The organism is Paenibacillus sp. FSL M8-0228, assembly GCF_038007385.1.
Classification (GTDB): Bacteria; Bacillota; Bacilli; order Paenibacillales; family Paenibacillaceae; genus Paenibacillus; species Paenibacillus polymyxa_D.
The window spans coordinates 5182488-5197650 of sequence record NZ_JBBOXA010000001.1 but is presented as its reverse complement, the minus strand read 5'-3'; the positions used below and the strand labels follow the sequence as shown (position 1 = coordinate 5197650).

Genomic DNA, 15163 nt, shown 5'->3' with positions numbered 1-15163 from the left:
TTGGACTAACTGATAGAACAGGGTCATGTAAGAGAGGGAATGGTGAGTATATGCGTAAGATGGGGAAAAGGGCAGTTGTTCTGGCTTTGGGCAGCGCTCTATGTGTTTCTGGTACGGCAGGTGCAGCCAGCAGTGGGACTGCGTTAAAGGCCAAAGTCATTAATGGTGGGGTCTATGTTAACGTAAGCGATATGAATAAGGCATTAGGAACCAGCGGCGCATATAACAGCGCAAATGGTACATATACGTTATCGGCCGGTCGTGTGCCGCAGGTGGTTAAAAATGTATCTCCTTCTGTGGTCGGTATTATTGGCCGTTCAGCCACGGGAGAGACCGTAGCAGGAGGAGATCGATACAACCTGGCTCACGGCACGGGTGTCATCATTCGTACAGATGGATGGATTGTGACGAATGCGCATGTTATCGAAGGATTAGGTGATGCCGTGGTCGTAACCTCGGACGGAAAATCTTACGGAATCACCGACAGCTATAGCGATCCGATCAGTGATTTGGCATTAGTTAAAATCAAGGCAAGCGGCCTCAAACCCGCTACCTTGGCAGCTTCAACGAACAGTCTACAGGTAGGGGAGCAGGTAGTGGCTATTGGTACGCCTATATCCTTTTCACTTCGCAATTCGGCAACCTCAGGTGTGGTTAGCGGGCTGAACCGTGGTGTCAACGCTGCTTATCGTTTGATCCAAAGTGATACCGCGATCAATCCTGGTAACAGCGGCGGTCCGCTGGTCAATCTCAAGGGTGAGGTCATTGGGATCAATACGATGAAATTCTCGGCGGTCGGCATTGAAAATATGGGCTTTTCGATTCCGGCGGATACGGTGAAATATGTCATCGGCCAATTTTTCAAATACGGAGAGGTTCGGCGCGCTAGTCTTGGTCTAGGGCTGGAAGAAAGCTGGTCAGCTATCGTCGGATTACCTACCGAGGATCCTTTGAAAGTTACGAAAATTACTTCAGCCAATGCCGTTCAGGCCAAAATCAAGGAAGGCGATGAGCTGTATAGTATTAACGGTAAGCGTGTAGCTTCCGCTATTGATGTCAATGAACTGCTTAAAAACTATCAACCAGGTCAAACGGTGAGTGTACTTATGCAGTCTGACGGTGATATTGTGAAGCGCAAGCTGGTACTGACACAGGATAATGGTGAAATCTATGAGTCCATTCAGTCTGGAGAAGATAGTGAAGATTCGAACGGTTCGGAAGCCGCTGAAGATGGTGGTGTAGCGCCTTCTAAGGAAGCATCGGAGCCAGCTCAAGGAGCAACTACTGGAAAGTGAACAATAATGCCTCTTGAATCTATAAAATAAAGCTAAAGGGAGATTTACTGTGAAGCATATTCAAAGAAAAATGATGCGTAAGCTGGGGGTCGGCGCTGTCGCATTGTCCCTTCTGCTTTCCGCTTTGCCAGCAGTTGCAGCAGATCATGATAAAACCATGCTGGAATTACGGTTGCAAAGCGGCAGCAATACAGCCATCGTGAACGGTCATAATGCCAATATTACGAAGCCGTATTCCAAAAGTGGTGCACTGATGGTTCCGGCTGGTGTGTTTAAAAAGGCATTTAACAGCAAAATTCGATTAGCTGAAGATAATGTGGTTAAAATCACTAGCGGAACTCATGTTGTATCGCTAACCATTGGTAGCCGTACAGCGTGGGTGAGAGGTCACAAGGTGACACTTCCAGCTCCACCGGAAATGTCATCAGGTATTCTCATGGTGCCTCTGCGTCAAGTAGCAGAAGGGCTTGGCGGTAAGTTGGAGAAGAATGGTGCCGGAATCATTATTCGGATGGAAGCACAAGAAGAGGCAGGCACGGTAGCTGAAGAGACACCGAACATTGATAATGATGAGGGTAAGACACAGATCGGGAACAGTTACTATGACTGGTCTATGAACTATCCAACAGGGCTCGTCATCGGTCAGGGAGGTGGAGATGAGAGTATTTCCACATTTATGGACGAGAACAGTGCGTATTATATGGAAGTGCACACAGCGTCACAGCCGGTTCCACTGAATGCGGACGATCTGCTGCAACAATTGGTGCAGGCAGCCAAGGAAACGGGAGAAACTGTGATCGATCGAAAATCCTTCCCGAAAGCGAAGGTACCTTATGCTCGTGTCATTACGAAGGATGGGGACGGCGTGCTGTGGGAAAATCGTCAGTACTATGACAACGGACGATTGTATGTAGTTTATTTTTCCGATGCTAAAGCAACGAATTATAAAGATCTGGCCCAGTATGCGGGACTTTTAAATTCCTTCAAGACCTCCTTTAATGCGCAGGATAAAAGTATTAAAGACTTGTCTACTGTCGTAGGAGGCACACGCGAGGCCGGGAATCCAGACTACGGTGTGTCACTCAGCATACCCGCAGGCTGGAAAATGGACGATCAACGGATGCAATATGAAAGTAATGATGGATCGAGCTTCCGTGTGAAAGTAACCTCAGCTCCAGCAGATGGAAAATTGGAGAACTGGGGCCAGCAGCTGCAAAAATGGCTGAGCGATTCATTTGTGTCCACGGCTTATGAGGCACAGAAGACGTATCCGCTGGAGGTTGCAGGCGTTCAAGGGTTAGTACAGGAGTACCGCTATAATTTTGGCGATGGATGGGTCAAAGAGTACAATGTGCTGATTCAGCAAAATGGATACCGCTACTTGGCTGAATACGCAGTGCCTGAAAAAGTAAGCAAAGGAAATGATCAGTTCAACGCGCTCATTTCCTCGCTTCAAATCGATTTTCAAACCGTAGCGAGTAACTTTGGACAGTTGGAAGAAGACGACTATTTGACAGACAAAACGAAAACGGTCAAAAAGACGTCAAAAGCCTATGAGTATACAGTGAATATCCCACGATATTGGACCGCGATTAGCGATCAATTTGAATTGGGCGATGTAGAGTACCAGTTTACCGGAGGACGTTTTTCCATCAAAATCGACAACGACCAATCATTTGAACTAACGGTATCCCAGCTCAAGGACTTCTACGATAAGCAAGCAAAGAACTACAAAAACCTCAAAGTTGAGGAGGTTAAGGACGTAACATTTGCTGGTGTTCCGGCAGTGTCCTTTACATTCCATCGTATCGAGGAAGGCATTGGCTACACAGGCCACCAATTGGTTTTAGAACGTGACGGAAAAACGTATACCGTGACAACGACATTGAATGATGCGAACAACACGGCTATTCAGTCTAACGCACTGGATTCGACGTTAAATTCGTTTAATTTTGTGAAGTAAGAGGGTGTAGGTAAGAGATTAGCGAGTTATGGTGAGAGCGCTACGCGTGCCTTTTGATCCTACGATCGCTGTTGACCCGGGATTCTTGGATTGTATAAGGATTTAATATGTAAGAATCCCGGGTCAAAGGCGAACGCTGACGCTTCTACGGATTCAAATGGCCCGCTTCGCTGGCGCCCGCCAAATACCACCAATCTTTTGATGAGTGAGGTAAGCAGGGAAGAGCGAAGGCAGATATTTACGGTACTTAGATCAGCGAACGCGAACGCCTTTTTTCGGATTCATTGTCGAGTACGCTGGTACCGCACAAGGCTGCCGTTTTCTAAAAGGGCGAGGTAAGGCTTAATAGCGCGTCTAAGTTGCCAGTCTTCATCTCCATTTGGCTTCCTTTACTACGTTGTTCCTCTTGTTCTATAGGATTCTTCACCTCCAAAGTTCCGTTTGACGGAATTGGAGGTGTTTTTGTATGGTTTGGTAAGAGTTTTTTACGAGGAATCGCTTGGAAAGTGTAGAAGCTTGGGACGCAGTCTGGTACACTAGATTAGTTACAAGATAAGAATAACTATGCCGCAAATGTTCGTGATGCGGATTTTTTGAGTTGGATGCCATTTATCCCTCGAGCCAGTGGTTCAGAGTGGGGATGATCGGATAGGATGATAATTCATAGGGCTATAAAATAAGCAGCATCGCTGCTCTGGAAAATAACTTTAACTCAAGGTTAATCAGTTATTTCTCCATATAGGGAGGACAAAAATGAAATCAGTAGTACGAAGAGAAGATGTTGAGCTTCTGGCACCAGCCGGTGACTGGGATTGTATGCGTGCGGCGGTGGCAAACGGGGCTGATGCGATCTTTTTCGGGGTGGAAAAGTTCAACGCACGGGCACGGGCGAATAATTTCCGCATGGAGGAACTGCCTGAAATTATGGCGTTTTTGCATAGCTATGGGGTTAAAGGTTTTTTAACATTCAATATATTGGTATTTGAAAACGAGTTGGAGGACGCTAAGGAGCTGGTCGATGCCTGTATTGATGCTGGAGTCGATGCTTTAATTGTCCAGGATATGGGCCTGGTGAAAATGATCCGCGACATTTCACCGGATTTTCCGATTCATGGTTCTACCCAAATGACGATTACCTCGCCGGAAGCGGTAGAGTTTACAAAGCCGTACAATATGGAACGGGTCGTGCTTGGACGTGAAAACAACCTGAAACAGATCCAAAAAATAGGCGATCAGGCGAGACTTCCAATGGAGGTATTCGTACATGGAGCATTATGCGTATCTTATTCTGGCCAATGCCTGACTTCAGAAATGTGGGGCGGCCGCTCTGCTAACCGTGGTGAGTGTGCACAGGCATGTCGTTTGCCTTACGATCTGATGGTGGATGGAGAGCAGAAGCCAATGGCAGATGTGACGTATCTGCTGTCACCTAAGGATCTAGCAGCGATTGACCTGATGCCTGAACTGATCGACGCGGGTGTGGTTTCTTTTAAAATTGAAGGGCGACTGAAAACACCTGAATATGTGGCAAATGTGGTCAGCAAGTACCGCAAGGCCATTGATAAGTATTTTGATGGCGATACGTCCAAGACGAGCAAAGAAGATATCCGCGAGCTGCAGCAGAGCTTTTCACGCGGCTTTACGCACGGTTTTCTCGAAGGAACCAATAACAAGAAGCTGGTTGACGGGACGTTCCCGAAAAGCCGGGGGGTGTATCTGGGCCGAGTGGAACAAATCCTTCGTGATGGCGTAGTGTGCCGTATTGATGCACCGCTCAAGCGTGGCGATGGTATTGTATTCGATGCGGGAGATCCCACGCAAAAAGAAGAAGGCGGACGCGTATACGATATCCGTCGCAAGGGCGTGAAGATTGAAGGCGAAGCCGGAGAAGGCTGGATCATTGACATCGTAGCGGGACGCAACGATGTTGATCTGCGCCGTGTACACGTGGGCGATCGCATTTGGAAGACCAACGACCCGGCGCTGGACAAGCGTCTGCGCCAGTCGTACGACACGGACAAGCCGTACCGGGTCTTCCCAGTACATGTGCGGGTCAGCGGCTCCCCAGGACAACCGCTGTCGACATGGTGGACCGACGTGCAGAAAGGCACAACGGTCCGCGTGGACTCCGAGCTGGAACTTGAAATTGCCCAGAAGCGTCCGATGACGCACGAGCTGCTCGAAGAGCAGTTCGGCCGACTGGGCGGAACGGTGTTCCAGCTGGAAGAGCTGGACGTCCATCTGCATGGGGACGTCATCGTGCCGATGCGCGAGCTGAATGGTATCCGCCGTCAGGCGGTGGAACTGCTCGCGGGCGAGCGCCCCAAACCGCCCGTGTACACGAAGCGGGCGGTCGAGGTGTATGACGATGCATCGACTCCGGCATCGTCTGTGGCACGCGGTCAGGCAGAGCTGACCGCGTTGTGCCGCAGCCTCCCTCAGGTGGAGGCTGCGCTCGAGGCCGGCGTGGAGTTCATCTACGCCGACTTCGAGTTCATCAAGCAATTCCCGGCAGCCGTAGAGGCAGTGCACGCTGCAGGCCGCCGAATTGCGCTGGCGACCCCGCGTATTCACATGCCGGGTGAAAATGGCTATCACAACAACATCCTGCGCCTAAAGCCGGATGCTGTGCTGGTACGCAATCCAGGGGCACTGTATTTCTACTTGCGACATCGGTTGGAGAACCCGGACGCACATCACCCGCAATTGATTGGTGACTTCTCGCTGAACATAGCCAATCATAAAGCGGCTGATCTGTTCTTGGATTCTGGCTGCGACCTGGTTACGCCGTCGTACGATCTGAACATCCAGCAAATGGTCGATATGCTCAGACGTACGCGTACCGATAAGCTGGAGATCGTGATCCAGCAGCATATGCCAATGTTCCATACTGAACATTGCGTATACTGTACCTTTATGAGTGAAGGCACCGACTACACGAACTGTGGACGTCCGTGTGAGGACCATCGCGCATCCCTGCGTGATCGAATTGGTATGTCTCATCCGGTCCGTGTGGACGAAGGCTGCCGCAACACGGTATACAACGCGATTGAGCAATCTGGCGCGGAGTACCTGTCCAACTTCCTGGAGCTGGGCGTGTCCCGTTACCGTGTGGAATTTTTGGAGGAGACACCGGAGCAAGTGCATGAGGTTATTGATCTCTATAACCGTGCCCTGCGCGGAGAAATCAGCGGAACACAAGTATGGAAGACGCTGAAAGCGACGAATCAGTTGGGTGTTACACGTGGTCAGCTGGTGAAGTAAATAACTGTATATTTGTTCGGGAGCCAGAAAGATTCCGGCAGCATAATATATTTATATAGAAAGCTAGTGATTGGAAGACATGTTCTCTTTGAGGGAAGATGTCTTCTTCTTTAATCTATTACAATAATTGACCTTCCTGTTATAATCATAGACAGTATATCTTACCGTTATATTGATGACAAAGGAGTTTAACCTATGAAAATCCGTAAAGCGATTATTCCTGCTGCGGGATTAGGAACCCGGTTCCTTCCTGCTACGAAAGCGATGCCTAAAGAGATGCTTCCCATTGTAGACAAACCAACAATTCAATATATTATTGAAGAAGCTGTTGCATCTGGTATAGAGGATATCATTATCGTTACTGGTAAAGGCAAAAGGGCGATTGAGGATCATTTTGACTACTCCTTTGAGCTGGAGCATAATTTGACTGCGAAGGAAAAATGGAACCTGCTCAATGAAGTGCGTAAACCATCAGAGATGGCAGATATCCACTATATTCGTCAAAAGGAACCTAAAGGGTTGGGGCATGCCATATGGTGTGCACGTAAGTTTATCGGTGACGAACCTTTTGCCGTCCTTTTAGGGGATGACATCGTTGAGTCTGAGAATCCATGCCTCAAACAGATGATTGACGTGTTCGATGAGTATCAGCGTTCTGTTGTAGGTGTAAAACAAGTAAATTGGAACGAGGTACATCGTTACGGGATAGTTGAAGGCCATGCACTTACTTCCAAAATCTCTGAGGCGGAACGATTGGTAGAAAAGCCAAAGAAGGAAGAAACCAACTCCAACTTGGCGATTATGGGACGTTATATCTTGACGCCTGATATTTTTGATATCCTGGGTCAGCAATCTGCGGGAGTAGGCGGGGAGATTCAACTGACGGACGCATTGTCCAAACTGGGAGAAAAGAGCCCCATTCTGGCCTACGAATTTGATGGCAATCGCCACGATGTTGGCGAGAAATTGGGATTCATTGAAACGACCATTCATTATGCTCTACAGCATAACGAGATAAAGGATGAAGTACTGGCTTATATGAGACAGGTTATTGAAGGGATTGATGAAAATATAACAAAATTGTAATTGTATGCGATAAAAAGAAGTTTTGGATTTTTTAGTTCTTCTTTTAAAATGAGAGAGTAATATTCCAAATAATCTCTTATTCTATCGAAGGAGGAACAAAGATGAACTCTTTAGAACTATTCGTTTTGGAACAAGAAGACACTCTTGATTTGGACTTACAGGTTAATGCTTTCTCATCTGAACCGGTTACTATGGCATGTACTGGTACTGTTACTTGTGCTGTCTCTGCTTGCTACGATACTTATGTAACTTGTAACTGCTGTTAATTGTGTTAAAACTAACCCCAGATATGCTTTGTATATCTGGGGTTTTCTTATGTAAAGAAGGAGGGCTACTAGCTATGAAGGGTATAAGACACAGGAATGAAAATAGGAATTTGTTTAGAGCGTTAGATTTTTTTTTGGTTAGAATTCCGTTGTTGCCTGTAGAGATGTACAATGAACTATTTTATGAGCCTTCATATGAAAATTTACGTAACAAGTTGCTTCATATGGTAAAAGAGCCAATTGTCTGCGAAGCGCTTTTAATTGCAAGTCCCTCATTAATGCACTCTGTTAATCAAATACTGGACAATTCAAATTCAAAGAAAGCAGATAAAATTATCAAAGCAATAGCTCATTATATGATTAGGCTTTCAACACGCGCTACCCCTTACGGTGTTTTTGCTGGAGTTGCCATGGGTTCTTTTGAAAGTGAAAGCAGGCTGGTAATAGGAGACTTGAGCTTTCATCGAAAAATAGCACGCCCAGATATGCAATGGTTAATGGATCTTGTAAAGGGTTTGGAACGTATAAGGCACGTCGTTGAACAAGTCGAAGTTCGTACGAACTCGATCCTCTATACTTCCGGCTCACGTGTGAAGTTACCTTATCTCAATTATATAGATCATTTTGATTCCTCTGATGAAATGAAAAGTAGCTCAATCCGAATTTCTAAATTTGTAGACTATGTTATTCACTGCGCGAAACAGCCCGTTCCTATCTTAAAGCTAATGGACAAAATGAAAGAAGAGTTCCCGACTATAAATCAAGAGCAACTATTTGGTTTGTTATTGAAGTTAGTAGAACAAGAGTTTTTAATAAGTAATTTAAGACCCCCCTTATCCATACGTAATTCTGAATTGCCATTTGAATATATAAAAGGGCAACTCGCATCCATGACAGGCATAGACGATCTCAAAGCCTCAATTCAGAAGATTTATAACTACATTCAGCAATATAATCAAACCTCTGTAGGTGAGGGGGAAGAGCTATATACGAACATATGCAGCAGCATCAATGAAATGTTCCCCAGCAAAGATCCGCTTCAAATTGACATGGAAACAGCTATAACAAACGCGACTTTAAGTCACGAAATAGCGGAAGAGGTCGCAATAGCGGCCGAAGTCTTATGGAGACTATCGAATAATGTATGCAATCCGCATCTTGCGACCTATCGAGGCGCCTTTATTGAGAAGTACGGAGTACATCGTCAGATTCCCTTGTTAGAACTGTTGGATGAAGATATGGGATTAGGAGCCCCTCCTGATTATAAATATCCTATGAGCAAACGTAGCTGGGAAAAGTCTACTGCGAATGCAGACAGAGATAAACATTTAGCACGCTGGGTTGCAGAAGCTATCAAACAAGGTAGTATCGAAATTGAGCTTACAGATGAAAAAATCAGAAAAATAGAATGTGCCCCTTCGGAGCTTTCTCCTCCACCATCACTGGAGATGTACGTTACCGTCGCCACTTCGGATGCCACCGCTCTCGAAGGTGGGGACTATAAATTGATTGTTAACCCCAATTCAGGCGGCACAGGTGCAGGTAAAACATTTGGGAGATTCGGTCCGATTCTAGATGGTTCTGCACAAAAACAAATCTCCAGTATTTATAAAATACAGTCAGATCAAAATCCAAATGTGATTTTTGCGGAGCTTATCTATCTTACGATTAATAGTAGACATTCCAACGTTGTGATAACGAATCGTTCCTGTTCTCATCAGATTATCCTTGGGACCAATGATTATACAGATGACCGTGCGTCTACTATTTCTTTAGCCGATTTATATGTAGGTTGTACCCATGACTCTTTTTATCTAATGTCACGCTCTTTGAATAAAAGGGTAATCCCGGTAGCCACAAATATGTTGAATTACTACAAAGCGCCGAATGTTTATCGATTTTTGCGTGAAATGGAGCAGGAAGGACAGAGGAATGTTTCAATGTTTCAGTGGGGGAATCACTTATCAGAGTTGCCTTTTCTTCCCCGCATAAGATACGGCAATACCATTCTGTCATTAGCGTCGTGGTCTTTAAATGCAGATATGAAGGCTTTCCAGAATTGTCATACCAAGAGTGATTGGCGCAATGCATTTGAAAGGCTGAAAAAAGAATGGAGTATTCCGAGATACGTGTATATAACTATTGCAGATAACAGATTGTTAATTGACACTACACATGATTTTTGCATATCCGAACTATATGATAAATATCAAAAGCTTACAGATTCAGCCTCCATATGGTTGACTGAATGCGGTTTTGAGTGGAGTGAAGTATGGGGAGAGTCCACGAAAGGACACCACATTGCAGAGTATGTCATTCCTTTGGTGAAAACGAATAAAGTAGGCCAATCGAGATCAAAGGACCTTATTCAACCAGATATGATGCAAAACCCTATCAGTACCCGTTCGATGGATGTTTATTTTCCAGGCAGTGAATGGCTGTACGTTAAATTATATGGTATGTCTGAACGGAAGGAGGAGTTTATTGGAAATTATCTCAGACCTTTTTGTGAACTGGCAGAAAAACAAAAAATAGTCGATCAACATTTTATTATTCGATATAAAGATCCTGATGATCATGTACGAGTGAGATTTCATGGGGATGCAGCGATGTTGTGTGCGCAACTGATTCCTGCTATTCAGACGTGGGCGAACAAGCTTAAGAAGGAAGGACTGCTAAACCAACTTGTGTATGATACATACGAGCAAGAGGTGGAAAGATATGGGGGGGGAAGCTTCATTCAACTGGCTGAGGAAGTTTTTGCTGCAGATTCCAAGCTCGCTTCTGAATTCATTTATTTGCACTACAACAAAAAATGGAATATGCCATTAGAAGACATTGCATTGATTAGTGTGATTGATATGTTAAATCAATGGATGCCTTCACTAGCTAAGCAGGTTGAATGGTCCCAACAGAAAGAGTGGCATAACCATCATATCAAAGAGTTCCAAAAGAATCGTACATGGTACATGTCGATATGCGATGTTTCCGATCGATGGAGTTCATTGAGAGCTTGTAATTATGGTGAGTTTATGATAGAACGCTTTCAACCTCGAAGGGAAAAACTGAAACAATATAAGGAGAGGTTCTTTCAGAAAAAAAAGGAAACATGCTGGGACGGACCTTTATTGGATATTATGGAAAGTTTTATTCACATGCATCTGAACAGATTACTAGGCACGGATCGAATGAAGGAGGCGAAAATAATGTCACTATTAAGCCACGCTCTTTATCATCTAAACCATGCTCAGAAGTATACAAAGCGAATGAATTATAAGGAGTGCTGAGGCATGATTACAACGGGAATATCAGAAGATTTGCGTCAGACTATTTTGGAGATTGTACATGAGGTTGGAAGAAGATTGGCAGATTCGGATTACGTAACGGCAATGTGCTCATCGGACTCGAATCGAACAGATTTACAATTGGATTACAAATGGGATGAGATTAGTCTTGCGAGTGGCTATCCAGCGGTGAGTCTACTATACGGAAGGCTGGGTACTGTATTCCGCGAGGAGACGTTTACCCGATACGCACATCAGTATCTTGTGAATACAAGAGAAGCACTCAAGCTGAAGGAAAACATATCTTTATCGCTGTGGAGCGGGCTATCGGGTATTGGATTTACGGCCTACGCACTGTCTGACAATCTGCGCAAATACCGAAGTTTTATTGAACAGATCAATCATTTAATCCTTCGTTATGGTGCTGCTCTGTTGGAAAGTTCAAGAAATAATCTAAAAGCGGGAGTCATTTTTCATGACTATGATGTTATTTCGGGATGGAGTGGGATAGGTAGATACCTGTTATTGTTCAAAGATGTGCCTGAGATGAGAGATCTCCTTAAAGATGTTCTTGAATATCTTGTCATGTTAAGTGAAGAGAGGGCTTGGAATGGTGAAGTTCTACCAGGCTGGTATATCCCCGTTCACAATCTGCCCCCACATGAGCAGCAGAGGTATCCTGAAGGATACTTCAACATGGGGTTGGCTCATGGAATTCCTGGACCGTTGGCCTTACTATCAATAGCTTGGCATCACGATGTGAGAGTGTCAGGACATAAAAAGGCAATAGAACGCTTCGGTTCATGGTTGAGTCATTGGAAGCAACAGAATGATTTTGGGTGGTATTGGCCCAATAATATAAGCTATAGAGAATATATGAATGGAATTATTTTCGATGAAACAGAACGTGAAGCCTGGTGTTATGGAACTCCAGGGGTTGCCAGGAGCTTATGGCTAGCAGGGAGGGCTCTGGAGAACGAAAAATTAGAGGCGCTCGCTGTGGATGCTTTCAAATCCATATACGCACGTCCCCGTGAACGTTGGAGCATATATTCTCCATCGGTATGTCATGGATATTCGGGATTAATAAAGCTCACGCATCAGATGTATCTGGATACGGGAGATGCCGAGTTGCGTGATTATGCTCAGGGCTTGCTTTTAGAAGTCGTTAACATGTTCGATAGAGGGGCAGCATTCGGTTTTTGGGATATCGTAAAGGATACTCAATCGGTCAAACATTTGGATTTCGTAGGCGTATTGGATGGGGTTGCAGGCATTGTTATGACTTTACTAGATACTCTAGAGTCCGAGGAAAGTATTTGGGGAAGAAGCTTATTAATCACATAGCGGAAGGAAGTAAAACTTAGGATATAAAGGAAGGAACGCTAGAAGTGAAAAACTTCTGCGTTCCTTTTTTGGTGGGTGCATTTTTGTATTTGCGTTCAATGTTAAACGTATACCTAGAGCTTTAAGGCCTTTAACTGCTCAATTTGCTCTTTTTCCTTCGGATCAGCCTTAATCAGCTTATCGTACAAAGCTTTGTCATCTTGTCCCTGCTGTTGCAGAGCGACGATATAATAGCGAGCGACCTCACGATTTGTAGCATCACTCAGGTCGTCTTTCAAGCCGCTTTTGAGGATGCTTGCAGCCTCAGCAGGCTTACCTGACATGAACTCTATTTTACCAGTACTGAGCGCAATACCTGGAGTCACTTCAAAAGTACGTGTCAACTCAATTTCAGGTGGAACCGTCTTAATATGAGCTACCCCATCCAGAACCTTCTGATAAGCAGCAAGACCTGCTTGGAAATACTTCTGTTCTTTGGTGGTGTCTTTTTGCTCACGTGCCTTATTACCAATGGTGTAAGCTTGGGTAATCAACATATTGTACCAGTCATTGTCCCAGTTAAAGTTGGAAATGTTATTTTCCAAAATACTAAAGGCTTGCTCATTCTCGCCTTTCATTTGTAAGAGGGAAACTTTAGAGTTGATCATAGTTTTGTTATACGGCTCTGCTTTCAAACCCGTATTTAGCACCTCTATTGCAGCATTATAAAATTCTTCTTTTTTCGTTTGCTCATAAACATTCTTATACAGTGCAGCCAGTCTCAGAACAGAATCCGGGTGTGTAGGACGAAGTGCAAGATCTTTATTAATAGCACTTTGGATTTCTTCAAATGATGTGCTGACCGCCATGATCCGTTTAGCATATGTGGCAGCATTAGCCGATTGCAAGAAGCGGAGACCTGCAAAAAGCACCACGATGCTTAGAATGCCAATGACTGAACTATACATAATTCGGAATCCGGAAGCACTCATTGACAGGCGTTTAAGCGACTTGCTGTCCATAGCAGCGGCCATACCACCAAGACTCACAAATACTAGTATGCCCATGAACACATAACTCATATTAAAGTCCAATAGACTATGGAGCAAAATGGACATCGCCAAAATCAGGTATAGGAAGTAGCTATCTCGGTTTTCATCGTCGGTTTTGATGTAACCTTTAATATATTTATAAAAAATATAAAGGATAAACGCCATAAAAATAACGAATCCAATGATACCAACCTCTACCAGATACTGCATGAAGAAGTTATGAGCTTGTGCGCTTGTGTAGCCATAGTCTTGATATTTTTCATACAGCGTAGCCCAACCGCCACCACCTGCACCAATCAACGGATAGTCAGCAATTAGTTTGGAAGCATCGCGATAAAAGGTTATACGTTCCAGTACACTATGCTGTCGGAAGTTGATATTTTCCAGACGTGACTCCATGTTAGCTGGAAGAAGGGATTTCAGTCCCGTGCCAACCAGCAGGAACGCGAAAAGTCCAGTAATTACCACAGCTCCTATAGGTAGCCACAGATTAGACAGTTTGCGTGAAGCCAGACCTTGAAGACCCTTTTCTAGACGCGGACTCAGATAGCTTTGTACGAACCATAAAACAAGAGTAGTCACGGCAGAAGTGGTAAGGAGTACCCCCCAGGCTTGAGCAGCTTTTGCACCGTTGTAGGTTTGAATAAGTTGTAATCCCCAGCTAGTAATCGGGCTTAAAATAACAAAAGAGGCCAAACCTGCTATAGCGAAATGCAAAATCCATAAAATTTGTCGTGCAGGTTTAAAAAACAAAAGTAACAGGACAAATACTACGGGCAGCATTACGAGACCACCACGTGAGAGAGTTAGGAACAACGATATAAAAATAGGTACCAACATAAAGCCGTGAATCCCTTTTCCATACCATGTCTTTGACTTCATCAGACAAAAGACAGCCGCAAACAAAAACGCCATCAAAAACGCCGCGTATGTATTCGCGTACTGGAAGACAGATGTGAGACGTGGACCGTTAGCATCTACCCATATCGCATCAATGTAACGATTGTTAAGTACCCAAGCAGCGAACCAACCCACCAAGCGTCCAGCCAATACCCACTGCCCGAACCAGTTAATGAACCCAAAGCCTATAATAAGGTAGGCTATGGTCATAATGGCCGTCTGGATGATGCGGTTGCTCAACCGATCCCGTAAGGCGTACAATGTAATGATGAATAATGAGGCATAGATGCACTGCACAACTACCATATTCATCGCGAGATAATGAGAAGCAGCGGAAATCAATGATAGTACGTACGTCAACGGGAGTAACATAACAAGTACTGCCAGCCAGTCTCTTTGATCTTCCAATTTGAATTTCTTATAATAGGTTGCGATTCCCAAAATCAATAGAATCATGCTGATGATCAAAGCACAATAAAGTGGCTTCTCAAATTCGAGCATTTGCCCATTAAATAGTGCAGCCTGGAAGGGAGACCAAGCTAAAAACAGAATCATGCCAACAATTAACACCCAAAACATAGCCGGCCTTTTATCGTCATGGGTCGACGTTTTGGCCTGTTTCCCGTATACTGGATTCGACAAGGTTTACAATCTCCTTTTCTTGTAGATACGTCAACATTTTAGCATAGAGAAAATGAGTTAACCAGTTGTTCAAAGTACTTTTGTA

The 15163-nt window shown here is 44.7% G+C and carries 8 protein-coding genes; 7 read left to right on the top strand and 1 reads right to left on the bottom strand.

What is annotated here, in order from left to right; genetic code table 11:
• Positions 1–50 precede the first annotated feature (50 nt).
• The 7 genes from MKY98_RS23570 to MKY98_RS23540 all read left to right on the top strand — a co-directional run bounded on the left by MKY98_RS23570 (position 51) and on the right by MKY98_RS23540 (position 12505).
• A complete protein-coding gene (locus MKY98_RS23570) occupies positions 51–1295 on the top strand; it encodes a S1C family serine protease (RefSeq protein ID WP_029514532.1) in 1245 nt (414 codons plus the stop codon).
• A gap of 49 nt (positions 1296–1344) precedes the next feature.
• The gene (locus MKY98_RS23565) at positions 1345–3258 is read left to right on the top strand and encodes a stalk domain-containing protein (RefSeq protein WP_029514531.1); all 1914 of its coding nucleotides are present in this window, start codon (positions 1345–1347) and stop codon (positions 3256–3258) included.
• Between the two features lie 753 nt (positions 3259–4011).
• On the top strand, positions 4012–6522 hold the full coding sequence (locus tag MKY98_RS23560) for a U32 family peptidase (RefSeq protein ID WP_029514530.1): 2511 nt from the start codon (positions 4012–4014) through the stop codon (positions 6520–6522).
• Between the two features lie 195 nt (positions 6523–6717).
• Positions 6718–7608, top strand: a complete 891-nt coding sequence (gene galU, locus MKY98_RS23555) for a UTP--glucose-1-phosphate uridylyltransferase GalU (RefSeq protein WP_069010697.1) — start codon at positions 6718–6720, stop codon at positions 7606–7608.
• A gap of 101 nt (positions 7609–7709) precedes the next feature.
• A complete protein-coding gene (locus MKY98_RS23550) occupies positions 7710–7874 on the top strand; it encodes an FDLD family class I lanthipeptide (protein WP_176715693.1) in 165 nt (54 codons plus the stop codon).
• Between the two features lie 74 nt (positions 7875–7948).
• Positions 7949–11161 (top strand): lantibiotic dehydratase, encoded by a 3213-nt coding sequence (locus tag MKY98_RS23545; protein ID WP_069010698.1) that lies wholly within the window; start codon positions 7949–7951, stop codon positions 11159–11161.
• Between the two features lie 3 nt (positions 11162–11164).
• On the top strand, positions 11165–12505 hold the full coding sequence (locus MKY98_RS23540) for a lanthionine synthetase C family protein (protein ID WP_069010699.1): 1341 nt from the start codon (positions 11165–11167) through the stop codon (positions 12503–12505).
• Positions 12506–12618: 113 nt separating this feature from the next.
• Here MKY98_RS23540 and MKY98_RS23535 read toward each other — a convergent pair whose 3' ends face one another.
• Entirely contained in the window at positions 12619–15078 is a 2460-nt protein-coding gene (locus tag MKY98_RS23535; RefSeq protein ID WP_069010700.1) for an O-antigen ligase family protein, read from the bottom strand.
• Between the last annotated feature and the right edge of the window lie 85 nt (positions 15079–15163).